The sequence below is a fragment of the Streptomyces sp. NPDC058051 genome (assembly GCF_042885475.1).
Lineage (GTDB): Bacteria > Actinomycetota > Actinomycetes > Streptomycetales > Streptomycetaceae > Streptomyces.
In genome coordinates, this window is the sequence record NZ_JBHVRW010000002.1 from 401235 (window position 1) to 424030 (window position 22796).

The following is a 22796-nucleotide window of genomic DNA, read 5'->3' on the forward strand; positions in this document are numbered from 1 at the left end:
CCCCCTGCCCCGTACGGCCTCTTCTTGATTACTCTGGAGAGCGGCGGCGCCCTGTGCGCCCCGCCCCGCACGAGAGGCCCTGAGGCCGGCGGGGCTTTCCTGCGACCCGAGGAGTGACTCCTTCCAGCAATGGACGGATCGTCCGGTAGTACCTGCGCCGCCCCTTCCCCGGAGGCGGCGGCATGACCACCCCCCTGCTGCTTCTCAGCGCAGCGTTCCTTCTCATCCTCGCCAACGGATTCTTCGTGGCGGCCGAGTTCGGTCTCGTCACGGTGGAGCGTCCGGACGCCGAGCGCGCCGCCGCCGAGGGCGACCGGCGGGCCCGCACCGTCGTCGGAGCCCTGCGCGAACTCTCCTTCCAGCTCTCCGGCACCCAGCTGGGCATCACCATCACCTCACTGGTCGTCGGCATGCTCGCCGAACCGGCGCTCGCCCAGTTGCTGGACGGCCCGCTCACCGCGACCGGTCTGCCCGACGGTGCCGTATCCGGCATCAGCGTGGTGACCGGGATGATGGTGGCCGCCGCCGTCCAGATGGTGATCGGCGAACTCGTCCCGAAGAACTGGGCGGTCTCCCGGCCGCTTCAGGTCGCCCGGTTCGTCGCCGGTCCCCAGCAGCGGTTCTCCGCCGCCTTCAGACCGGTGATCAGCCTGCTGAACACCGCCGCCAACCGGCTGGTACGTCTGCTGGGCGTCGAACCCACCGACGAGCTGGCCTCCGCACGCACCCCCGGCGAACTGGTCTCCCTGGCCCGGCACTCGGCCGAGGCAGGCACCCTGGAGCAGGACACCGCGGATCTCTTCGTACGGACCCTGTCGCTCGCCGGGCTCACGGCACAGCACGTCATGACCCCCCGCGTGAAGGTCAGCGCGCTCCAGTCCTCGGCGACCGCGCAGGACGTCCTCAACCTCACCCGCGCCACCGGTCTCTCGCGCTTCCCCGTCTACCGGGAGCGCATCGACGAGGTCGTCGGCATGATCCACCTCAAGGACGCGCTCGCCGTGCCCGCACCGGACCGGCTGCGCACCCCGGCGGGCCGGATCGCCGTTCCACCGCTGCTGGTGCCCGAGACCCTGCCGGTCGAGCAACTGCTCCAGCGGCTGCGCAACGAGCAGCCGATCGCCGTGGTCGTCGACGAGTACGGCGGCACCGCCGGAGTCGTCACCCTGGAGGACATCATCGAGGAACTCGTCGGCGAGGTCAGGGACGAGCACGACGCCGAGGGCGCCGACCGGCCCGAACTGGCCCCGGCCGCTCCCGAGGACGGCCGCCCGGCCTGGGACGTCGACGGCAGCTGCCGGGTCCTGACCCTGCGCCGGATAGGGCTCGACGTACCCGACGGACCGTACGAGACGGTGGCCGGACTCGTCGCTGACCTGCTGGGGCGCATCCCCGCCCCCGGCGACCGGGCCGAACTGCCCGGTTGGCGCATCTCCGTCCGCCAGGTCGGTCACTACCGCGCCGAGAAGCTCCGCTTCGTACGCACGGCCGAGATCACCGGCCTCGTCACCGGGGCACCGATGACGAGGAAAGCCCTGGAGGCCGTGCGATGAGCCTGCTCCAGCTGCTTTTCGCCGCACTCCTCGTGCTCGCGAACGGCTTCTTCGTCGGTGCCGAATTCGCCCTCGTCTCCGTGCGGCGCAGCCAGATCGAACCCCTCGCGGCGACCGGGTCGGGCCGGGCCCGTCAGACGCTGTACGGCCTGGAGAACCTGCCGCAGATGATGGCCGCGGCCCAGTTCGGCATCACCGTCTGCTCACTGACCCTCGGCGCCGTCGCCGAACCGACCGTCGCCCGTCTGCTGGAGCCGGTCTTCCACGCGGTCCATCTGCCCGAGGGTCTCATCCATCCGCTCGGCTACGTCCTGGCGCTCGTCTTCGTCGTCTTCCTCCACCTCGTCATCGGCGAGATGGTTCCGAAGAACCTCGCGATGGCGGCACCGGAGAAGACCGCGCTGTGGCTGAGTCCCGGCCTCGTCGGCTTCGCCCGCGTCTGCCGCCCGGTCACCTCCGCACTGGGCGCCTGCGCGCGACTGGTGCTGCGGCTGTTCGGTGTCGAACCGAAGGACGAGGTGGAGGCCGTCTTCACCAGCGAGCAGCTCAACCGGCTCGTCGAGGACTCCGGCCAGGCCGGGCTGCTGGAGCCGGAGGCGCAGGAACGGCTGGAGGACGCACTGGAGCTCGGCAGCAGACCCGTCACCGACGTGCTGCTCAGCCGGGCCTCCCTGGTGACCGTCGACCCCTCCGTCACCCCGCGCCGGATCGAGGAGCTGACCGTACGGACCGGCTACTCACGCTTTCCCGTGTGCGCGGAGGGCGGCGGCCCGTTCATGGGCTATCTGCACGTCAAGGACGTCCTCGATCTGGAGGACGACGAGCGGGCCGTCCCCCAGCACGTGTGGCGCCCGATGGCGACCGTACGGGCCGAGCTGCCCCTGGACGACGCCTTGACCGTGATGCGCCGCGCGGCCACGCATCTGGCCCAGGTCGCCGACGCCTCGGGCCGGGTCCTCGGCCTGGTCGCGATGGAGGACGTCCTGGAGATGCTGGTCGGTGAGGTACGCGATCCGGCCCACCGGGTCGCGGTCCCGCGCCGGACGGCGGAGACCACGACCGGCTACGGCGAACTCACGGCCTCGGTCCGGTAGCGCTGGGGCCGGAACGGTGAGTTGGTGACCCTTCCGGCCACGGCCACGGCTCCGGCCGGCGGCTACCGGCCAGACGCCACGGCTCAGGTCAGCGGCTGCCGGCCGGTGGCCACAGCGACAGCTCCGATCAGTGGCCACAGCCACGGCTCCGGTCAGCGGCTGCCGGCTACCGGCCGTCGGAGGGTGCGGTCCCGGCCCTCCGACGGCTCCGGCGTCACCACCGGGGCCGCTCTCACAGCCCCGGCGGCTCCTGCGGCCCCCGGTCCGTCGGTCCCCGGCCGGAAAGCACCTCGCCGTACGCCTGCATCAGATCCGGCAGCCGCAGCGTGGCCAGATCGTCCCGGCCCGGCACGGTCGCGTAGCCGGAGAGCCGGAGATCGCGATAGGCGCAGCTCTTCTCGTACAGGGTGCGCAGGAACCGGCCGTTGCCCAGCTCGTCGATCCAGCCCTGGTCGACGACATGACCACTGATGGAGCGCAGTTCCTCCAGGGACTCCTCGTCCCACGCGTCACCGTTCTCCGCGGCCAGCACCTCGCCGATGGAGGTCAGCTCCGACGGCCGGTAGCTCGGGAAGTCCACCCGGGTGGTGAAGCGTGAGGAGAGCCCCGGATTGGTGGCCAGCAGCCGGTTCATGCCCTCCGGGTACCCCGCCAGGATGACGACGAGATGGTCCCGGTTGTCCTCCGCGCGCTTGAGGAGGACCTGGAGGGCCTCGTCGCCGTACGCGTCGCCCTTGCTGTAGCCGGTGTTGGAGAGGCTGTACGCCTCGTCGACGAAGAGCACTCCGCCGAGCGCCGAGTCGATCAGCTCATTGGCCTTGACGGCGGTCTGTCCGAGGAACTCTCCGACCATGTCCGCCCGTTGGGCCTCGATCAGATGGTCGCCACCGAGCAGGCCGAGCGCGTAGAAGATCCGGCCGAGGATGCGGGCCACCGTGGTCTTGCCCGTGCCGGAGGGGCCCGAGAAGACGAAATGGCGTTTCGGGGGCTGCACCGGAAGCCCCTGACCGGCCCGCAGCCGCGCCATCTCCAGTTGCGCGGACAACGCCTTGACCTGGCGTTTGACGGGCTCCAGGCCGACCATCCGCTCCAGCTCCGCCAGCGCCTCGGCCAGCAGCACCGGATCGCTGGGCCCGGCCGGGAAGGACGCCATCGGCTGGCCGGGCACCGCGGTCTTCCGCCGGGCCCCGCCGGACGGCGGAGGCATCCCGGTGCCCAGAAGCCCCGGTGTCTCGCCGCCCGGCCGCAGCTCCCGGCCGTCCACCAGATCGGTGCCGAGCACCGCGTCCCCGTCCGGCAGCGTCTCCGCGAACGCGTCCGTGCCGGAGCCGGCCAGGGACACCGCGGTCAGACCGGCGGCCTCGTCGGTTCCTTCGAGACCGTCGTAGTCCGCGATCGCGGCGAGCCGTGCCGAGGTGTCCATGAACGCCGGGTCGATCCGGTGGACCGCGCGGTAGAGGGGCAGTGCGGCCGCGCTGCGGCCGGTGCCCTCGTGCGCGCGCGCCAGCCAGTAGCGCAGCTCCTTGCGCTGCGGCTGCTCGCTGCGGCAGCGCATCAGCGCGGCGGAGAGCAGCGGCTCCGCCTGCCCGTACATCTCCATCCGGACCCGCGCCATCCCGCCGAACAGTCCCGCCTCGATTCCGAGCATCGGATCGTCGATGAGCTGGTCGGTGTTGCGTACGAGCTGCTCCCAGTCCTTGACCAGGTAGGAGCGGCAGGCGTGCAGGAAGCGCACGTGCGGGTCCGTGTCCACCGGCGGCAGGCCGGCCAGTGCGCGGTCCAGCTCGGGGACATGGCGGCCGTCCAGCCAGTGCGAGGCGTGCGCGAGAAGGAGATCGCGTGGGCTCTCCAGCACCGGTTGCACCCACCAGCCCAGCCAGTACCAGGAGTTGAGCGGGCGCCGATGACGGGCGCGCTGTTCGCCGAAGCGCTCACGATGGCGATGCATGCGCAGCAGCGCCGTCGTGGTGTCGACCCTCAGCGCGTGAAGGCCGAGCCAGCCGTCCGCCATGCCGGGATCGAGCCGCACCGCCGCCCGGAACTCCTCCTCGGCCTGCGGGTAGGCACCCATGGTGTAGGCGTCCACACCGCGCAGCCAGGCGAGGTCGGCCGGGGCCTGTGCGCCCTGCGTGCCGATATCCATCTGGTCCCCCACAACCGTGCCCCCAGGATGTCCCGCCGCACGACCTGCCCGCCGAGGCGCGCTGAATCACTGTGCCACGGACGGGAATTGACCGCACCGAGAGGCATCGTACCTGCGCAGGGAGTATCCGACTAAGAGCGCCGCAGGCCGAAGAGGGCTGTGACCGAGGGTAAGCGGAGTCCGTCGAACAGCTGTGGGAGAGAGGGGGATGAGGACAGAACGAAGCCCCCGATCACGGGGGAACAACCGGGGGCTTCGTGTCTGTGGGGGCTCCGAAAAGCCGCACAATGAGAACGTAAGACCTGTACCGCCCTCGGGTCAAGCGGAGTTGAGGTACTTCCGGGCCGTTTTCTCACCACTCATCACGACGGCCCATCTGATCACGTTCCGTGACGGAATGGTTCGCTGCCGCTGTCGTGCCGGGCCCCTCCAGCCACTCGTATCCCACAGGCAACTGCCGTACCAGAGCATCCGCGTGGGGGCGCGACGGATCGGCCGCGAAATGTTCCGCCTCGGCCTCCGTCCACCCGTCCCAGAAGGCCGAAAGCGTCGGGCCGTCCCGGCGGCGTCCCCGCTCCCAGGACTCCGCGGCGGCGAGATCCATCCACAACAGCCGTGCCAGATAGGGCCGCAGTGCGCGCCGGCCCGCCCCGACCCCCTCGATCACGACGACCGGTGCGGGCTCCAGGCCGCGCGGCGCCGCGAGCGTCCTCGCACTCCAGTCGTACGGCGCGTAGCGCGCGGGCTCACCGCGCGACAGCGGCCCGATCACCTGCTCCCGCAGGAGGTCCACCCAGCCGAAGAAGGAGTCGTGGGTGGCCAGGTCGTCCAGGTGCAGCACGGGGGCGTCATCGAGCGCGGCCGCGAGACGGGACGCGAAGGTGCTCTTCCCCGACCCCGCGTGGCCGTCGACGGCGATCAGCCGCACCGGTCCGCAGGACGGCGCCAGGGCGCGCAGCCGCGCGGCGATGGGCGAGAGGTCGTTCATGCGCCCAGCCTACGAGCAGATCCGAAGCAATCGCAGGTCACGCCAGTGGACCAGACCAATATTGGTTGAGCCGCGCGACCCGAATCCCTGGCCGAATCAGGCCGCGACCCGCGATAGTTGGCGCACTGTCGTGCACCGGCAGCCCCCTTCCGCATACGACCGGAGGTCTCGCCCATGAACAGACCGACCTCGCGCAGAACCGTGCTGACCGCCGCGCTCGCGGCAGCGGCCACCGCCGGCACGGTGTCGTCCGCCGGCTCCGCGACCGCCGCCGTCCCCTCCGCCACTCCGCCCTCCACCGCGCCGGACGCGGCTTCCCCGGGCGCCGCCTCCTCCGCTGCCGCCCATCCGGCTGCGGCTTCCCTGGTGGACAACCATTCCTGGCACACGTACACCGACTGGCGCTGCGGGTCCGCCGCCGGGACGCGGGCCGTCGCGGGCCGTAGGTCCGGTCTGGTGATCGGCCGGGCCGAGGGGCTCACCGACTACACCGACCCGCACACCGGCAGGACCACCACCTGGGAGTACGCGACCTGGACCTCCCCGGTCCACCGGTCCACCGTCCCGGCGACGGAGGTGATCGCCTCCTGGAACGCCGACGCCCCGGCGGGCACCTGGATCCAGATCGAGCTCCAGGGCCGCTACTCGGACGCCACCTCCACACCCTGGTACGTGATGGGCCGCTGGGCCGCGGGCGACGGAGACATCCGCCGGACGTCCGTCGACGACCAGACCGACGGCAAGAGCTCCATCTGGACCGACACCTTCTCGGTGGACGACGCGGCGAGCGGGCTGCGGCTGGTCTCCTACCAGGTGCGGCTCACGCTCCACCGCACCCCGGGCACCCGGCTCACGCCCACCGTCCGGCGGCTGGGAGCGATGGCTTCCGACATCCCGGACCGCTTCACCGTGCCCGCCAGCACCCCCGGCCTCGCCCGGGAGCTGCTGGTGCCGCGCTACTCGCAGAACGTGCACGCGGGCCAGTACCCGGAGTACGACAACGGCGGCGAGGCATGGTGCAGCCCCACCTCGTCACAGATGATCATCGAGTACTGGGGGCGCAAGCCCACCGCCGAGGAACTCGCCTGGGTCGAGCCGGGTCTGCCCGACCCGCAGGTCTGCCACGCCGCCCGGTTCACCTACGACTACCAGTACGAGGGCTGCGGCAACTGGCCGTTCAACGCCGCGTACGCCGCGACGTACGACGACATGAGCGCGGTGGTGACCCGGCTGAGCTCGCTGACGGACCTGGAGACGCTGATCCGCGCCGGCATCCCGGCCATAACGTCGCAGTCCTTCCTCAAGGAGGAACTGACCGGCGCCGGGTACGGGACCTCGGGCCACCTGATGACAGTGATCGGGTTCACGGCCGACGGCGACGTGATCGCCAACGACCCCGCCTCACCGAACAACGAGGCCGTGCGCCGGGTCTACAAGCGCCAGGAGTGGGAGACGATCTGGCTCCGGACCAAGCGCTACGACGCGAGCGGCAATGTCAGAAGCGGTACGGGCGGGGTCTGCTACCTCTACTGGCCCGCTGACCCGACACCGCGCCAGCGCCGGGTCCTGAAGTCGCTCGGCCTGCTGTGAGCACGTGCGGCGCGACGGCCGCCTCGACCACCTGACGGCAGCGTTCCTGCCCGTCCTGACGCTACTGACGGATTTGCTTGGAAAGGGCCTCTGACCTGTGTCGGAGGCCCTTTCCGATCTTTCAGGAGCTTGCTGTGTCAGGCAGCGAAAAGTCCCTCGGAAGTCGCTCAGGCAGCGCTGAAAGTCCCTGAAAAGTCCCTGAGGCGGAGGGGCGGGCGAGCCCTCTGAGCTGGTTCGGATCGATGGGGCAGGGCGCTGCTGCGGGGAAGGAACCTTGATCAAATGTCATAACCGACCTTTGGACTCCGTCGTTTCCTCTCATGGGTGCCAGAAAGTCCTGGGCATCGATCACCCAGTCGGATTGGGAGTTCACACGTGAGGCCTCAGGCCGCCGACATGCGTCAGATCACCGAACAGCGCCGGACAGCCGACCGTGGCAGAACCGGCCGCCGCACCCTGACCGCGTCGGCCACCGTGCACGCGTCCACCGCCCCCTTCTTCGGCCGGCCCGACCACCCCGCCCTGTGCGCTGCGCTCGCCGCCGCTGACGACGACGCCATCATCTACGACCTGGACGGCATCGGTCGCCAATACGCGGCCTTGTGCGCCGAACTGCCCGGTGTCGCCGTCCGGTTCGCGATGAAGGCCTGCCCGGTGGACGAGGTGCTCGACCACCTTGCCCGGCTCGGTTCCGGCTTCGACGCGGCCGGCCCACAGGAGATCGCCCAGGCGCTGCGCACCGGGGTGACGCCCGAACTGATCCACTACGGCAACACCGTCAAGTCCGACCGCAACATCGCCGAGGCCTACCGGCTGGGCGTGCGCGACTTTGCCACCGACAGCCTGGAGGACGTCGCCGCGATCGCCGAACACGCCCCCGGCTCACGGGTGTTCTGTCGGATCGCGACCACCGGCGATGGCGCCCTCTGGGGCCTGAGCCACAAGTTCGGCTGCTCGCCCCAGGATGCCCTGCGGGTGCTCGGTGCCGCCCGGGCCGCCGGGCTGGTGCCCTCCGGTCTGTCGGTGCACGTCGGCTCCCAGCAGATGACAGCCGAAGCATGGGGCGAGGCGATCGAGACACTGGCCGCTTCACTGGAGGAGCTCAACTGGCACGGCATCGTTCCGGACCGGATCAACCTCGGTGGTGGGCTGCCCGCGCTCGGCGTCCTTGACCGGTGCGGCCGACCGCTGGAACCGCCGCTGGACAAGATGTTCACGGTGATCCGAGAGGGCATGGAACGGCTGCGCGCCGTCAACGCCGCCCCGCCGGCCTTCCTGCTGGAGCCCGGCCGTCACCTGGTCGCCGACCACGGCGCGATCCGTGCCCACGTCGCCCGGCTCACCTCCCGTCATCGGCTCGACGGCTCCCGTGAGGACTGGCTCTATCTCAGCTGCGGAAAGTTCAACGGGCTCTACGAGATGGATCAGTTGCAGTACCGGCTGGAGTTCCCGACCCACCCCGGCGGGCAGTTCGTCAACGCTGTGGTGGCCGGTCCGACCTGTGACAGCGACGACGCGTACGCCCAGGACGGCGGCTTGGTACGGGTTCCGCGCACGATTGCCTCCGGGGATCCGGTCTGGGTCCACTCCTGCGGTGCGTACGCAGCCGCCTACGCCACCCAGGGGTTCAACGGCTTCGCGCCACTGCCGTACACCTGCATCGGCGGCCCGGCTCTGGATGGAGGAGGCGCATGACCGACACCCGGATCCGGCTGCTCCGGGAGGAGGACTGGGACGAGGTGGTCGCGCTGGAGGAACGCGCCTATGCGGGGAGCGGCCTGTCCGAGGGACGGGAGGTACTACGCTCCCGGCACCGCGCCTCGCCCTCGACCTGCTTCGTGCTGGAGCGCGCGGGCGGCTTCGGCGGCTACCTGCTCGCGTTGCCGTACCCGCGTTCCCGCTGTCCGGACCTGAGCCTGGCCGAGGAGGGCACGGTACAAGGGAGCAACCTGCACCTCCACGACCTGGTGATCGCCGAGCGGGCACGTGGCCGGGGCCTGGCTCACCGGATGCAACAGCACCTGGAGGAGACGGGGCGTGCGGCCGGATATCAGTCGCTCTCTCTGGTCGCCGTGCACGGCTCGCAGGTGCTGTGGACTGCGCTGGGCTACCGCGCCCGGCCCGAGATCGGGCTGCCCGCGAGCTACGGTGCCGAGGCGGTCTACATGGCGAAGCCGCTGGAACCCGCCGGCACCGATCCCGGCTCCCCCGACTTCCCGCGGGCGATCACCTGACGAGCCTTCGAGCTCCGACCGTTGCGTGACCCGCGTGCATGATCGCGGCTCTTCGCTCCCGAGGTGACACGGAGCTGCCGACCCCGGCGTCCGCGTGCTGCTTCGCGGCGGCTCATACAGCCCCCGCGAAGTCTGCTCCGGCCCCTTGCCGGGCAAGGACACCCGCCTTGCCGAAGCGTTCGGCACCGGAGGGCTGGGGTGCCCCCTGTGCCGACAGACGTGGCGTTCGGCCCGCCTCTCTCACCTCGGACGAGGCTACGCCCGCACCGCTTCGGCCACAGGTACGGACGAGGAACTGATCCTTGCCTTCCGGGACTGCATCCCGTTGAGCTCCGTGAAACTCGACAGCGGCCAGCAGGCTCTCGACCGGCTCATCGCCCGTGAGCTGGAGAGGTGGTGCTGATGCCCTGTCAATACTTCCAGCGGACGGCCTCGATGACCTCCGCATTCGTGTGCCTCGCGAACAGCTCCGCCTCCGCCCGCCGGACGGCCAGCACCGCCTCGTACAGCTCGGGGCCGAGTGCATGCCGCAGCAGTGCGGACTTCTCGAACGCGTCGGTCGCCTCCGACAAGCCGGCCGGGAGGCGCTCGGCCGAGCCGAGGGCGGCAGGGTCGCTCCGGGTCTCGGGAGGGAGGGGGAGGCCGACGTCGAGACCGGCGAGTCCGGCGGCCAGAACGCCGCCGATCGCCAGGTACGGGTTGGCGGCGGCGTCGAAGCACTTGAACTCGGCGTTGGCCTGCCCGGCGGTGGAGCCGGTGATCAGGCGCAGCGCCGCCTCACGGTTCTCCAGGCCCCAGCAGCGGTAGGCCCCGGCAAAGCGGGAGGGGACCAGGCGCAGGTAGGAGGCGATGCTGGGCGCGCCAAGGGCGAGCAGAGCGGGCAGCTCGGCCAGTACGCCCGCGAGGAACTGCTCGGCGTCGGGGTGCAGCCCGTGACGGCCGGGGCCACCGTGTCCGAGGTTCCGACCCTGTTGCCAGAGGCTGAGGTGCAGGTGGCCGCCGTTGCCGAGCGAGCCCTCGGTGAAGACGGGCGCGTACGAGACCCGCAGGCCGTGCCGGGCGGAGACGGCCCGGATGGTGTGGCGTACCAGCATCGTGGTGTCGGCCGCCTCGACCGGCCCCTCGGCGGCGACCGAGACCTCGAACTGCCCGGCGGCGTACTCGGGGTGGATCTGCAGCACGGCCAGCCCCTGCTCGGTGAGGGCGCGCAGCACCTCCCGAAGGTAGTCGGAGTGCTCGATGAAGCGGGTCATCCCGAACCCGGGCCCGACCGTTGCGGGGTCTCCGGCGGCGTCGGCCACCACCCACTCGATCTCGATCCCGGCTCGCACCGAAAGCCCGCGCCGCTCGACGGCCTCGGTGGCCCGGCGGGCGAAGCCGCGCTGGCAGCCGGGATGCGGGGTGCCGTCCTGCGCGTAGCGGTCGGCCGGAGCCCAGGCCCAGCCGGGCTGGGCGGCGAGCCGGGTGAGCCGGTCGAGGTCGGGGACGAGCCGCAGGTCGCCCATCGGGCCGGTACTCGAAGGCGCGGTGGTGAGGGAGTCGTCCACCAGGGCGACGTCGAAGCAGGGTACGGCGCCCACACCGTACGCGGCGGCGTGTTCGAGTTGGGTGAGCGGGACGGCCTTCACCCGGGTGAGCCCGGCGTTGTCGACCCAGCCGAACACCACCCCGTCGATTCCGTCGGCAGCGAGCTGGGCTTCGGCCGCCCGGGCCTGGGCGGCCCGTTCGGCCCGGGAGTGCGTGGTGATCATGACGCTCATGCTGGCGTTCGCGGCAGCCGGTGCGCCAGGGGACGGCTGGGAGTTCACTCGTCCGTGAACTCCCGGAGCCGGGAGGTGACTTCGGCGCCGGTGAGCCCCACTGCTGCGGGACCTACGACCCGTGAAACAGGGCACCCTCTCGGTCCTGCGGATCGATCAGGCGTGTCGGAGGCAGAGGGTTCCCCATTGGAAGCCTGCGCCGATCCCGGACAGCACGTAGGTGTCTCCCGGAAGCAGGGAGCCTCCGGTGACGGTGGTGTGGAGTGCGGTGAACACGCCGGCTGATCCGGTGTTGCCCAGTCGGTCGATGGTGACGGTAGCGCGCTCACGGGGCACGCCCAGGGCGGCCATGGTCTCGGTGAGGATGTTCAGGTTGGCCTGGTGCAGGAAGAAGTGCCGGACCTGGTTGATCGGCACGCCGGCGCGGTGGGCGGCGCTGGTGATGCTCTCGGGCAGGTGTGTGGTCGCGGCGTTCCAGACGGCACGACCGTCCATGTGCAGGTAGTGCTCTCCGGCGGCGACGGTGGCGGTGCTGGCAGGCAGCCGGGAGCCTCCGGCGGGGATCTGGACGTCGTAGGACAGCTGGGAGCCCAGGTTGTAGGAGAGCAGCCCCGCTCCTGGGGTGTCGGTACGGGAGAGGACGACGGCTGCTGCGGCGTCTCCGAAGAAGACACCGGTGGTGCGGTCGGTGGGATCGGCGACCCTGGAGGCGCAGTCGGCCGCGAGGAGCAGGATGGTGGTGATGGAGGGGTTCTGCAGGAGGTGGGCGGCGATCAGCATGGCCTGGATGCCCGAGGCGCAGGCGGCTTGGGTGACGTCCAGGGACAGAGCGCGGTGGGCGCCGAGGGCGTCTTTGACGATCAGTGCGGTCGACAGGAGTGGCTGGTCCCAGGTGTAGGTGGCGACGATGACCGCGTCCAGCTGGGCGGGCTGGATACCGGCGGCGTCCAGGGCCGGGTGGGCGGCGGCGACGCACATGTCGGAGGTCGCCAGGTGCGGGGCCAGGCGGCGGCGTTCTCGGATACCGGTGCGGCTGGTGATCCATTCGTCGCTGGTGTCCAGGGTGCGGGTGAGCTCCTGGTTGGTGACGACCGCCGGTGGCAGGTGCATCCCGGTTCCGGTGATGGCGAACGGCACGGACAGGCCGACGCCGGTCTGGTGGAACAGGGTCTGGTCCAGGGCGACGGTCATGCCACGGCGCTCCGCTCGGGTGCGATCGGTGCGCCTCGAAGAACTCCCATATTCCGTTCCTCTCCTTGTCGGTTCGTGAATGGCCGGCGCCGCCGGACCCGTCGAATTCCAAAGCCGCCGCATCGTCTCATGGAAAAAGGGAAGGGAGATCGCGCCGTAATCCGTGAGCGTGATGAAATATTCGGCTGCTTGACATTGCGGTGCTGAACATTCTTCGTCGTGCTCCGAGAGGGCATGTGCGACGAATCCACCGCCGACCATGACACTGCGCCACAGACCGTCCCGGCTTGATCAGGACCTTGCCGATGAGGCGGTCGCGCGTTCCACGGCAATCCGAGTGGGGGCAGGTGGACAGGGGACGGATACTGGCAGTGATTGGTTTTCGAATACCTTTACGGAGGGCCGATGTTGCGGGACGGACGAGTCGTGGACTCCTTGCTCGCGCTGTTGAGCCGGGACTGGCTCGGGGTGCCGGTCGCCGTGCTGGTGGCGGGGGCGGGTGGAGGGTTGACCGGGGTCGGGACGGCATGGGCGACGGCGCTCGGTGGCCTCGCCATGACTGCCGGTGTGCTGCTGGCGGCGGGGTCCGTCCGCCACCTGGTGCTGCTGGCCCGCGAGCGGCGGGAGAACCCTCCACCGGGGCGGCTGGTCGGTGTGGGCGGTCACCGGATGCACGTCCTCGCAGAGGGAGAGGCCGGGGGCGGGCCGACGGTGGTCTGGATGCCTGGCGGGCACGCCCCCGGTGAGGACTTTCGGGAACTGCACACGATGCTGTCGGCCCGATCCCGGTCGGTGCTGGTCGACCGGTTCGGTTCGGGCTGGAGTGATGTCGGGCCCTTCCCGAGAACGACGGCGGGTGAGGCGGAGGAGCTACTGGCTGCGCTGGAGGGAGCGGGGGAGCGGGCACCCTTCGTGCTCGTCGGTCATTCCTTCGGAGGGTTGCTGGTCGCGAACGCGGCCAGGCGTCGGCCGGATCTGGTGGCCGGGCTCGTGCTGCTTGATCCGACCCCCCTGGAGATCGTCGCCTTCGCGCCGCTCAAACGGCAGCTCGCGGGAACGCGTCGCGGGCTCCTGCTGACGGCGGTGCGGCAGCTGTTCGGCGCCCACCGAGGCCCGGCGAGCCGGACCGGGCAGAGCTGCGCCGCCGCTTCGGCTTTCGCCGAGCTGTCGCCATCCGGGCTGGCGAGAGTCGGCTGGGAGACCGTGGTGTACGACGGGGATCTCGGGGACCTGCCGCTGGTGCTCGTGATACCCCGAGATCTCATCGGCGGTGAGGCGGTGCTGGCGGGCGCCAGGGACGCCGCCGAGGCCGAGCGGATCAGCCGCTTCTATCTTCGAAGCAGGGTCCGGTACCTGGCGACGTCGACATCGTCACGGCTGGTGCATACGCCGAAGGGAACGGGCCACGGCTTCCCGCACCAGGTGCCCGCGTTCGTGGTCGGCGTGGTCGGGGGCCTGGTGCAGGAGCTGGGTGTGACGAGCCCCTGACCGTCCGCGCGGAGTCGGCCCGGGCCGGGTGTCGGTGGGAGAGGGAGCCCGGGTCCACGACGTCGCCGGCGAGTTCGCGGCGGTACCGGACCGGGCCGCTGCCGTGGTCGGCCTCGGCCAGGTCACCGCGTCCGGATGCCCGACGGTCATGACGTCCTCTCCTCGGACGGGGATGAGCGCAGGCACGGCACGGAGGCGAGCAGCGTCCGGGTGTAGGGGTGCTTCGGCGTGCACAGGATCGTCTCGGTGGGGGCGGTCTCGACGATCCGGCCGTGCCGCATGACCGCCACGACGTCGGAAACATGGCAGACCGCCGGCAGGTTGTGGCCGATGAACAGCATGGAGAATCCGAGCCGTCGCTGGAGTTCGCGGAGGGTGTTGAGGACGGAGGCCTGCACCGAGACGTCGAGCGCCGAGGTGATCTCGTCGGCGATCAGCAGCCCGGGCTCGACGGACAGGGAGCGGGCAAGGGCGACTCGCTGGCGCTGGCCGCCGGACAGCTGCCGCGGCAGGCGATCGGCGAGCCGGGGGTCCAGGCCGACGAGGCCGAGTAGTTCGGTGACGCGCTCGGCGCGGGTGGCCCGGTCGAGTCGGCGGTAGACCGTGGCAGCCTCGACGAGCGCCTGACGGGCCGTCATCCGGGGGTCGAGTGCGGTGTCCGGGTCCTGGAGGACGACCTGGACAAGACGGCCGAGCCGACGCCGGTCGCGGATGGTGCGGGTGCGGACATCCTGGCCGTCGATCAGGACCCGGCCACCGTGCACGGGGACGAGGCCGACGATCGCGCGGGCCAGGCTGGATTTCCCGGAGCCGGACTCCCCCACGAGACCGAGCGTGGTGCCGGACGGGATCTCCAGCGAGACACTGTCGACGGCGGCGAGGGAGCCGCGGGGGCCGGGGTGGTGGACGGTGAGGTCGGTCACCTGAAGGGTGGTCATGACGCGGTCACCGTCTTCGGGGCCGCTGCCACCGGTACCGGATACCAGCAGGCGACCCGGTGGTCGGCACCGAGGTCTTCCAGCGGTGGAGCCTGCTCGGCGCAGTGGTCCCGGCGGCGTGAGCAGCGGGGCTCGAACGGGCATCCCGGTGAGGGTGCGAGCGGATCGGGCGGTGCACCCCCGACCGTCGGCAGCGGTCGGCCGCGGTCGGCGGTGAGGTCCGGTACCGATGCGACCAGGGCCCGGGTGTAGGGGTGCCGGGCACCGTCGGCGAGGCGGCCGGCGGGCAGGGTCTCGACGATGGTGCCCGCGTACATCACCAGGACCCGTTCGCAGAACTCGCCCACGAGCGCGACGTCGTGGCTGATGAACAGGATCGCGGCGGAGGTGTCCCGTCGGAGGTCGGTGAGCAGCCGGGTGATCTGCCGCTGCACGGTGACGTCGAGCGCGGTGGTCGGTTCGTCGGCGATGACCAGTCCCGGCCGCACCATCAGCCCGGAGGCGATCATCACGCGCTGGCGCTGGCCGCCGGAGAGCTGGTGAGAACGTGAGCGCAGCAGCGCCGGGGGCAGGGCGACCCGGCGCAGGGCGTCGGCAGCCTCCGCCGCGGCCTGGGCACGGCTCGCACCGCGGTGGGCCCGGACGGCCTCGGTGAGCTGGGCGCCGATCCGCAGGGACGGGTTGAGCGCCGAGGCCGGATTCTGGAAGATCACCGACAGGCCCGTCGCGAGGTGCCGGTCCCGCTCCTTCGGCGTCAGGGTGGCGAGGTCGGCTCCGAGCAGGCGCAGAGTGCGCCGGGACACCCGGGCGCCGTACGGGAGCAGGTCGGCGATGGCGAGCGCGGTGAGCGACTTGCCCGACCCCGACTCGCCGACCAGCCCGACGATCTCGCCCGGCCGCAGCGAGAGCCACACACCGCGCACCGGCCGGATCGTGCCGTCCGGGGTGGTGAGTTCGACGGAGAGGTCTTCGACCTGGAGGACCAGCCCGTCCTCCGCGGGGCCGCTCGGGGCGGGCGTCGCTGCGGGGGTACGCGGCGCCGGGCCGCGCCGGGCGATGTTCCCGGCCAGGACCTCGCCCAGCAGCTGGAAGGTCAGGGCTGCGTAGAGGACGGCCAGCCCCGGGCCGAGCGCGGGCAGCGGTTCGGAGTAGATCCGTTCGAGCCCCTGGCCGAGCAGCTGCCCCCAGTCGTAGCCCGGCGGTTGGACGCCCAGCCCGAGGAAGCTGAGCCCGGAGAGCGCGACCAGGGCGGTGCCTGCCGCCGTGGTGGTGCTCAGGAGCAGCGGTTCGGCGATGTTGGGCAGGACGTGCCGCCACAGCAGCCGGTGGCGGCGCAGGCCGAGGACCCTGGCCGCGGCCAGGTGATCGGTGCCGGCGACGCCTGCGGCGAGGGTCTGGGCGAGCCGGGCGAATCCGGGGACGCCCGCGGCTGCGAGGGCCAGCACCGCCCCGGCGGCGCCCGCGCCGAACACGACCGCGAGGAACATCGCGACGAGGAGGGCCGGGAAGGCGAGCAGGAGGTTGATCAGCCCGGCGGTCAGCCGACGGCCGCGTCGGCCGAGTACGGCGGTGCACGCCCCGAGGGGGACTCCCGCGGTCGCACCGAGCAGGACTGCCGCCAGCGCGAGCAGCAGGGAGGACCGGGTGGCCGTCAGGACTCGGGCGAGCAGGTCCCGGCCGAGGCTGTCAGTGCCGATCGGGTGTTCCGCAGAGGGGCCCTGGAGTACGGCCGAGGGGTCCGGGTGGTCGGCTGCCGCACCCCAGACCAGCGGGCCGACCAGTGCGAGCGCGACGAGCGACGCCAGCATGACCGCGGTGGCCCAGGCCATGGGCGAGCGCCGGAGGCCGGAGGGAAGGCTCATGATCACATCTCCCGGATCGCCGAACGGGGGTCGAGTACGGCGAGCAGCACGTCGACCAGGAGGCCGGCGAGCAGCACGGTGGTGCCCAGCACCAGCACCATGGCCTGCACCACCGGGTAGTCCTGTGCGACCACGGACTGGGCCATGGCGGAGCCGATGCCGGGCCAGGCGAAGACTTTCTCGACCAGCACGGTGCCGGCGATCAGGGCAGGCAGCAGGCTCCCGGCGACGGTGAGTGCGGCGGCGGCCGTGTTCGGTGCCGCGTGCCGAAGGTAGCGGCGTGCGGAAGACAGCCGTTTGCTCCGGGCGGTGCGCAGGTAGTCCTCGTTCAGTACCTTCAGCGCCTCCACCCGGACGATGCGCAGCAGGACGGCGGTGGGGGCGAGGGAGAGCGCGAGGACGGGCAGGACAAAGGACTCGACGCCCACCGCACCGGCCACCGGGAGCAGTTGGAGACCGACGGCCAGCGACGCGGTGAGTCCGGCGGCCAGGACGAAGTCCGGCACTCCGGTCAGACCGGCGGTGACCGCGGCGAACACCAGCTCGGTGCGCGGGCGGCGGCCGTCGCGGGTGCGGACGGCGGCCAGCAGGCCGCCGGGCAGGGCGACGACGAGGGTGACCAGGAAGGCGAGGCCGGCGATCTCCAGGGTGGCCGGCAACCGGGTACGGATCAGCTCCGCGACCGGTGCCCCGGTGACCAGCGAGGTACCGAGGTCGCCGTGGAGGAGGCCGCCGAGGTAGTGCCGGTACTGGGACAGGAAGGGTGTGTCGAGCCCGAGGGCGTGCCTGCGAGCGGCCACCAGGTCGGGGGCGGCGTCGACGCCGAGCGCGGCCCGGACCGGATCGCCGGGGATGAGGCGGATCATCGCGAACGACGCGGTGAGCACGACCCCGAGGGAGAGGAGGAGCCGGAGGCTGCGGCGGCCGAGGAACACGGTCCAGGGGTGCCGCAGCAGCTGCGGTACGGACATGGTGGGCCCCAGGTCACTGATGGAGGCGGATGCTGGTGGGAACGAGCTGGCCGCCGAAGGTGGTGGCGAAGGTGGTGCGGTAGCCGTACACGCTGCTCCGGCCTTCGGCGATCGGCAGCGCGTCGGCCGAGCGGAAGAGCGCGGCGGCGGCCCGGTTCCACGTATTGCATCCCGTTGTGTCGGTCTCCCGGAGGGCCTGGGTGACCAGAGCGTCGTACTCGGGATTGGTGACCCCCGCGAAGTTGAGGCCCTGCGCAGGGGTGGAACCGGAGAAGAAGGGGATGAAGCCGACCGGTAGGGCGAAGCCCGGGGTACTGCCGACCACCACGTCGAAGTCGGCGCTCCGGTACATGGCGTTGACGAGGGCAGGCAGGCTCTCGGCGACGAGTTCGACCTCGGCGCCGAGAGCCGTCCACTCCCGGGCCATCAGCTCGGCGACGGAGGCCAGGGTCGGGCCGAGGTCGGGGCTGGTGATCAGGCGGAGCCGGAGCGGCCGGCCGTCCTTGGCCAGCGGGCCGTCGGCGGAGCGGGTCCAGCCGGCGGCCCGCAGGGCCTCGGCGGCGTTCTGCACGGGCAGGTTGGCGTCCGCGAGGTCGGCGTGGCAGACGGCGCCCTCGGCTCCGAAGTCGGTGGCGGGTCTGCCGGTGCCGCCGACGGCGACGTTGGCGAGTCCCGGGCGGTCGAGGGCGGAGACCAGAGCACGGCGCAGTGCCCGGTCGGCGAGTGCCCGGCCGGGGCGCTGGTTGAAGAAGGTCAGCCCGACCACGGTCGCCACGTCGGCGGTGGCCAGGCCGCGGCCGGTGAGCCGGGCGCGGTCCGGCCCGCTCACGTGCGCGATGTCGATGCCCCCGGTGAGCAGCAGGTTCGCCGCCGTGGAGGTCTGGGGCACCACCGAGATGACGATGTGCGCGGGGTGACCGGGTTCCCTGGTCGTAGCCCCGGCGGGTCCCCAGGAGTAGTCGTCGCGGACGGTGAACTCGTACGGTCCGCCGGGGGTGTAGCGGGTCAGGACGTAGGGGCCGGTGCCCTGGGTGGCGCGGTCCAGCGCATGGGGCCGGTCGAGGCCGGCGGGACAGACGATCGGCAGCAGGCCGATGGTGCGAGTGAGGAACGGGAAGGGGGCGGCGGAGGACGCCGACACCGTGCCGGTCCGGTCGTCGGCGCTCGCGGTGAACGGGACGTTCGGGAGGACAGTCCGGGCGCCGGCGAGCTGGTTGGCCGGGTCGCCCGCGTAGGTGAGTGCCCGGGCCACCGCCGAGGCGGTGAGGGGAGTGCCGTCGGAGCAGGTGATGCCCGGGCGGAGGGTGAAGTCGGCCTTGGTGGCCGTGGCCTGCCAGGAGGAGGCCAGGCCGGTGACCAGGGTGCCGTCGGGGGCGAGGTTGACCAGGGAGTCGTAGGCGTAGCGGGCCTGGGAGGCACCGAAGGCGGAGTACGGGTCGAAGCTCGGCGTTTCGCTGGATTCGGCGATCCGGACGGTGCCGTGATCCACCAGGGGGGTGGTCGTCGAGGAGGTGGCGACGCCGCCGCAGCCGCCCAGCACGACAGCCGAGGCAGTGAGGGCTGCCGCCAGGGCGACCGGCGGGGTGCGTCGGAGCATGGCGTCATGGTGCCATCGGGACTGTGCCGTGGTGATCCAACTGGCCTGTGCGGCAAGCGTGTTTGAACGTCCCGAACCGCCTGGCGGCTTGGCCGGGAGCCGTCAGGGGTGACGGGGGCGGGAGATCCTGATTCACCCTTACGAGTCGCCCGGAAGGTCGCATGGCGAACGAAGGGCGGGCCGGACCGGGGTCGGGGCTGCCGCGGGTGGTGCGGGAACTCGACACGTATGCAGAAAGATAATCGGGTAACCATGTCAATTGGTGTTCGGGTGCGCTGCAATAGAGGTCACGCGAAAAGGCCACGAACACTCACATGGGTGAACCTGGAGGAAGCCATTTGGCTCAGGCGGGCGTGGTTCGACTACCGTGATCACGGGATCGGACGGCGCGTTCTGGTGACCGGGAATTCCGATTCATTGGGTGAGTACCGGATTTCGAGTGGAATGCTTCACATCCGCCCGGCTGTGCGCTGCTTCGGTGTTCGCCGTGCCCGGGTTCCCTGTCATACGTATGCGTAGAGAGGATGGAGCATCATGCCGCCTGTAGTACCGCCTTTCCTGGTCGGCCTCATCGTCGCACCGCTGGCCAAGCGCCTGCTCAAGCCACTGGTGAGTGGAGTTGTCAAAGCGTCCGTCGGCATTGCGATGGAGGTGAAGAAGGCGGCTCAGGAGGCCGGGGAGAACATCCATGACCTCGCGGCCGAAGTGGCCGCCGATGTGGTGGCCGCCCAGATCGCCGCCGGTGACATCGAAGGCAACTCCAGTGACGGCCAGCACCCCGCCGGGAACGACGCCAAGGGGGGCACGAGGACCCCGAAGATCCGTGCGACCGCCGGTAGCGCCACCGCAAAGGCGCACTGACGGTCCGTAAGGACCCACGGCCGCCGCCAGGCGCGTATGCCGATCGATTTCGGCGGAATGTGCCCGGGCGGCGGCCGTTCGCAGGCCGTTCGGCCGCAGAGATCCACCGTCCAGATTTCCCGATCCGTCGCCGTAATCCGTCGTGTCCGTGGCGGTTTTCCGCGACCTCCGCAAACAGGTGATCGTACACATGCCATCGGTACTGGGTGCCGCAGCCGGATTCCGCTCCGTGGAATTGGTTGCGAGCCCGCGCTCGGTCACACCGGGCCGCCAGCGCTGGGACGTCGAGCTGGTCCTCGGACGACCCCGGACGGCCGAGATCCTCGCCGCTGTGCTGCGCCACATCCCCGGGATCACCGAGGCCCAGGCCAGCTCGGTCACCGGTGGGGTGCTCGTCCGGCATGATGCGCGGCTGCGCGCCACGGACGTCGGCCGGATCATTCGCAGAGCTGTCACCCGGGTCGCGGAGCATCCGGCCGGAGTGGGATGTCCGGCACCGGCCCGGCCCGCCCCTGCGCCGGCCCCGCGGGCGGACCGCGGCCTGGTCGTGCGCCCGGTGCTCGCCGTCGGCGGCGGGGTCGCGGCCGGTGTCGCACTGATCAAGGGGTCGGCGCTGAGCAGGCAGTTGGTGGCTGCGGGCGGGGTTGCCGCAGCGACTGCGGTCGTCCTCCGGAAGGCATGGCACGGAACGGTCGACGCGTCCCAGGACGTGGCCGGGCCCGGTACCGAAAGCCATCCCTTGCTGGAGATCGTCGGTCCGCACCGACACCGCCTCTACCGGGCCGCCGCTCTGTCCGTCGCCTGCCAGGCCGCGGAGATGGCGCTCGGCACCTTCCTCGGATGGACCGGCCTGGTCCTCATCAAGGGCGAGGCAGCTCCCCTGGTCAGCCTCGGCCTGACCACGGCCTCCGCACAACTCTGGGGTCTGGCCGGGCTGGTGGCCGCCGCCTGTGCTGCGGTGGCAGGCCTCTCGTACGCCTCGAACCTCCAGTGGCGCCGACTCGGCCAGGACATCGAACACGACTGGCGGGGCCGCACGTACCGACACGTCCAGCACCTCGAACTGGGGCACCTGGAGGGTGAGCGGACCAGCCGGGTGGCCGGCGCGCTCACCGACGACGTCCACCAGCTGGGGGCCTTCTTCGCCGGCCCGGCCAACGACGTGCTGCAACTCGGCACCAGCCTGGCCCTCCTGGTGCCGGCGTTCCTCCTGCTGGCACCGCAGATCGCCTGGATCGCGTTCCTGCCGGTCCCGGTCATCGCCTGGCTGTCGCTGCACCACCAGGACAAGGCCGCGGCGGATTACGCCGTCGCCGGCGAGCGCCGGGCCGGGCTGGGCAGCCAGGTGATCAACTCGCTCGAAGCCGGTGCGACCGTCAAGAGCTTCTGCACCGAGGACTACGAGGCCGAACGCATCGACGAGCTGAGCGAGGCGGTCCAGGAGAGCAGCCGGCACACCGACCGGAGCACGATCCGCCACGCCGAGACCATCCGGGCCTGCACCACCGCATCAATGGCCGGAACCCTGCTGATCGGCGGCCGTTCGGTACTCAACGGCACCCTGCGCTTCGAGGTGTTCAGCCCGCTGATCGGGCTGCCCCAGATGCTGCTGATGCGGATGAGCCGGCTCGGCGGCATCGCCGACCAGTACCAGCGCACCCTCGCCTCCTACGACCGGATCCAGCGGCTGCGCGACCTGCCCGTCGAGGCCGACGGCGGCGACGGAACGCTCGACCTCGCCGATGTGCGGGGTGAGATCGTCCTCGACGGGGTCACCTTCGCCTACCCCGGTCGGCCGGCGACACTGGAGGACCTCTCGCTGACCGTCGCGGCCGGGCAGGTGACCGCCCTGGTGGGCGCCACCGGATCCGGCAAGACGACGATCGCCAAACTGCTGATGCGTTTCCAGGACGCGGAGTCCGGCAGGGTGCTGCTCGACGGACGGGACGTCCGGGACCTGCGGCGGCACGTCCTGCGCCACGCCATCGGCTTCGTCGCCCAGGACCCGTTCCTCTTCGACGGCAGCATCGCCGACAACATCCGCTACGGCAGCTTCGGGGCCTCGGACGAGGCCGTGGCCCAGGCCGCCGCCATGGCCGAGGCGCACCCCTTCATCGCGACGCTGCCGGACGGCTACGACACCCTGATCGGTGAACGCGGAGCCGCGCTCTCCGGCGGCCAGCGGCAGCGGATCGCCCTGGCGCGCGCGATCCTCAAGGACTCGCCGGTCGTCATCCTCGACGAGGCCACCTCCGCCGTGGACAACGAGACCGAGGCCGCCATCCAGCGCACGCTGCGAAGCTTCGCGGCCGACCGGACGATGGTCGTCATCGCCCACCGCCTCTCCACGGTGCGCCACGCCGACCGGATCTACGTCATGGACAAGGGCGGCATCGTCGCCGAACAGGGCACCCACGACGAACTCCTCGCCCAGCACGGACTCTACGCATCCCTCTGGCAGCTCCAGGCCGGCGAACTCGCCGCCTGACCGCAGAAAACCGCCCCGGCCGCCGACCGTGTGACGCC

The 22796-nt window shown here is 71.3% G+C and carries 17 protein-coding genes; 9 read left to right on the plus strand and 8 right to left on the minus strand.

All coding sequences use genetic code 11. The features are described 5' to 3' along the window. Positions 1–182 precede the first annotated feature (182 nt). A complete protein-coding gene (locus ACFVUT_RS05335; RefSeq protein WP_389647474.1) occupies positions 183–1553 on the plus strand; it encodes a hemolysin family protein in 1371 nt (456 codons plus the stop codon). Beyond that, complete coding sequence (locus ACFVUT_RS05340) at positions 1550–2647, plus strand: hemolysin family protein (protein ID WP_389647477.1); 1098 nt, start codon at positions 1550–1552, stop codon at positions 2645–2647. The genes ACFVUT_RS05335 and ACFVUT_RS05340 overlap by 4 nt, the downstream gene beginning before the upstream one ends. Positions 2648–2879: 232 nt before the next feature. On the opposite strand, the gene ACFVUT_RS05345 is transcribed toward ACFVUT_RS05340, so the two are convergent. Further along, on the minus strand, positions 2880–4790 hold the full coding sequence (locus ACFVUT_RS05345; RefSeq protein ID WP_389647480.1) for an AAA family ATPase: 1911 nt from the start codon (positions 4788–4790) through the stop codon (positions 2880–2882). 352 nt (positions 4791–5142) lie between these two features. After that, positions 5143–5778 (minus strand): uridine kinase, encoded by a 636-nt coding sequence (locus ACFVUT_RS05350; protein WP_389647483.1) that lies wholly within the window; start codon positions 5776–5778, stop codon positions 5143–5145. 174 nt (positions 5779–5952) lie between these two features. On the opposite strand from ACFVUT_RS05350, the gene ACFVUT_RS05355 reads away from it, so the two are divergent. The 4 genes from ACFVUT_RS05355 to ACFVUT_RS05370 all read left to right on the plus strand — a co-directional run bounded on the left by ACFVUT_RS05355 (position 5953) and on the right by ACFVUT_RS05370 (position 10005). After that, the gene (locus ACFVUT_RS05355; RefSeq protein ID WP_389647485.1) at positions 5953–7368 is read left to right on the plus strand and encodes a peptidase C39 family protein; all 1416 of its coding nucleotides are present in this window, start codon (positions 5953–5955) and stop codon (positions 7366–7368) included. A gap of 375 nt (positions 7369–7743) precedes the next feature. After that, on the plus strand, positions 7744–9063 hold the full coding sequence (locus ACFVUT_RS05360) for a type III PLP-dependent enzyme (protein ID WP_389647488.1): 1320 nt from the start codon (positions 7744–7746) through the stop codon (positions 9061–9063). After that, positions 9060–9602, plus strand: coding sequence for a GNAT family N-acetyltransferase (locus ACFVUT_RS05365; RefSeq protein ID WP_389647491.1), 543 nt, complete (start codon positions 9060–9062; stop codon positions 9600–9602). Before ACFVUT_RS05360 ends, ACFVUT_RS05365 begins: the two co-directional genes overlap by 4 nt. A gap of 145 nt (positions 9603–9747) precedes the next feature. Continuing rightward, positions 9748–10005, plus strand: a complete 258-nt coding sequence (locus tag ACFVUT_RS05370; RefSeq protein WP_389647494.1) for a hypothetical protein — start codon at positions 9748–9750, stop codon at positions 10003–10005. A 7-nt stretch (positions 10006–10012) separates the two neighbouring features. On the opposite strand, the gene ACFVUT_RS05375 is transcribed toward ACFVUT_RS05370, so the two are convergent. Together ACFVUT_RS05375 and ACFVUT_RS05380 are read right to left on the minus strand one after the other, a co-directional pair. After that, positions 10013–11353 (minus strand): glutamine synthetase, encoded by a 1341-nt coding sequence (locus ACFVUT_RS05375; protein ID WP_389647497.1) that lies wholly within the window; start codon positions 11351–11353, stop codon positions 10013–10015. A gap of 165 nt (positions 11354–11518) precedes the next feature. Beyond that, positions 11519–12553, minus strand: coding sequence for a 3-oxoacyl-ACP synthase III family protein (locus ACFVUT_RS05380; protein WP_389647500.1), 1035 nt, complete (start codon positions 12551–12553; stop codon positions 11519–11521). A gap of 426 nt (positions 12554–12979) precedes the next feature. Between ACFVUT_RS05380 and ACFVUT_RS05385 the strand changes: the two genes are divergently transcribed. Beyond that, the gene (locus ACFVUT_RS05385; RefSeq protein WP_389647503.1) at positions 12980–14041 is read left to right on the plus strand and encodes an alpha/beta fold hydrolase; all 1062 of its coding nucleotides are present in this window, start codon (positions 12980–12982) and stop codon (positions 14039–14041) included. A 146-nt stretch (positions 14042–14187) separates the two neighbouring features. Here ACFVUT_RS05385 and ACFVUT_RS05390 read toward each other — a convergent pair whose 3' ends face one another. From ACFVUT_RS05390 to ACFVUT_RS05405, 4 genes are read right to left on the minus strand one after another with little or no spacing between them, the layout of a single operon-like run. Further along, positions 14188–14979, minus strand: coding sequence for an ABC transporter ATP-binding protein (locus ACFVUT_RS05390; protein ID WP_389647506.1), 792 nt, complete (start codon positions 14977–14979; stop codon positions 14188–14190). Further along, positions 14976–16841, minus strand: a complete 1866-nt coding sequence (locus ACFVUT_RS05395) for a dipeptide/oligopeptide/nickel ABC transporter permease/ATP-binding protein (protein WP_389647509.1) — start codon at positions 16839–16841, stop codon at positions 14976–14978. The genes ACFVUT_RS05390 and ACFVUT_RS05395 overlap by 4 nt, the downstream gene beginning before the upstream one ends. Positions 16842–16843: 2 nt before the next feature. After that, a complete protein-coding gene (locus ACFVUT_RS05400; protein ID WP_389647512.1) occupies positions 16844–17812 on the minus strand; it encodes an ABC transporter permease in 969 nt (322 codons plus the stop codon). A 13-nt stretch (positions 17813–17825) separates the two neighbouring features. After that, positions 17826–19409 carry an ABC transporter substrate-binding protein gene (locus tag ACFVUT_RS05405; protein ID WP_389647515.1) on the minus strand — a complete coding sequence of 528 codons (1584 nt, stop codon included), beginning with the start codon at positions 19407–19409 and terminating at the stop codon, positions 17826–17828. A 534-nt stretch (positions 19410–19943) separates the two neighbouring features. Between ACFVUT_RS05405 and ACFVUT_RS05410 the strand changes: the two genes are divergently transcribed. Together ACFVUT_RS05410 and ACFVUT_RS05415 are read left to right on the plus strand one after the other, a co-directional pair. Further along, positions 19944–20270: a DUF5132 domain-containing protein gene (locus ACFVUT_RS05410; protein WP_389647518.1), complete on the plus strand. Its 327-nt coding sequence runs from the start codon at positions 19944–19946 to the stop codon at positions 20268–20270. Between the two features lie 190 nt (positions 20271–20460). After that, positions 20461–22758, plus strand: coding sequence for an ATP-binding cassette domain-containing protein (locus ACFVUT_RS05415; protein WP_389647521.1), 2298 nt, complete (start codon positions 20461–20463; stop codon positions 22756–22758). Positions 22759–22796: the final 38 nt, after the last annotated feature.

Coding starts and splice junctions, on each gene's coding strand:
- ACFVUT_RS05350 (WP_389647483.1), bottom strand. CDS start 5,778: ATGAACGACCTCTCGCCCATCGCCGCGCGGCTGCGCGCCCTGGCGCCG.
- ACFVUT_RS05340 (WP_389647477.1), top strand. CDS start 1,550: ATGAGCCTGCTCCAGCTGCTTTTCGCCGCACTCCTCGTGCTCGCGAAC.
- ACFVUT_RS05335 (WP_389647474.1), top strand. CDS start 183: ATGACCACCCCCCTGCTGCTTCTCAGCGCAGCGTTCCTTCTCATCCTC.
- ACFVUT_RS05390 (WP_389647506.1), bottom strand. CDS start 14,979: ATGACCACCCTTCAGGTGACCGACCTCACCGTCCACCACCCCGGCCCC.
- ACFVUT_RS05415 (WP_389647521.1), top strand. CDS start 20,461: ATGCCATCGGTACTGGGTGCCGCAGCCGGATTCCGCTCCGTGGAATTG.
- ACFVUT_RS05395 (WP_389647509.1), bottom strand. CDS start 16,841: ATGAGCCTTCCCTCCGGCCTCCGGCGCTCGCCCATGGCCTGGGCCACC.
- ACFVUT_RS05380 (WP_389647500.1), bottom strand. CDS start 12,553: ATGACCGTCGCCCTGGACCAGACCCTGTTCCACCAGACCGGCGTCGGC.
- ACFVUT_RS05405 (WP_389647515.1), bottom strand. CDS start 19,409: ATGCTCCGACGCACCCCGCCGGTCGCCCTGGCGGCAGCCCTCACTGCC.
- ACFVUT_RS05345 (WP_389647480.1), bottom strand. CDS start 4,790: ATGGATATCGGCACGCAGGGCGCACAGGCCCCGGCCGACCTCGCCTGG.
- ACFVUT_RS05375 (WP_389647497.1), bottom strand. CDS start 11,353: ATGATCACCACGCACTCCCGGGCCGAACGGGCCGCCCAGGCCCGGGCG.
- ACFVUT_RS05400 (WP_389647512.1), bottom strand. CDS start 17,812: ATGTCCGTACCGCAGCTGCTGCGGCACCCCTGGACCGTGTTCCTCGGC.
- ACFVUT_RS05410 (WP_389647518.1), top strand. CDS start 19,944: ATGCCGCCTGTAGTACCGCCTTTCCTGGTCGGCCTCATCGTCGCACCG.
- ACFVUT_RS05355 (WP_389647485.1), top strand. CDS start 5,953: ATGAACAGACCGACCTCGCGCAGAACCGTGCTGACCGCCGCGCTCGCG.
- ACFVUT_RS05365 (WP_389647491.1), top strand. CDS start 9,060: ATGACCGACACCCGGATCCGGCTGCTCCGGGAGGAGGACTGGGACGAG.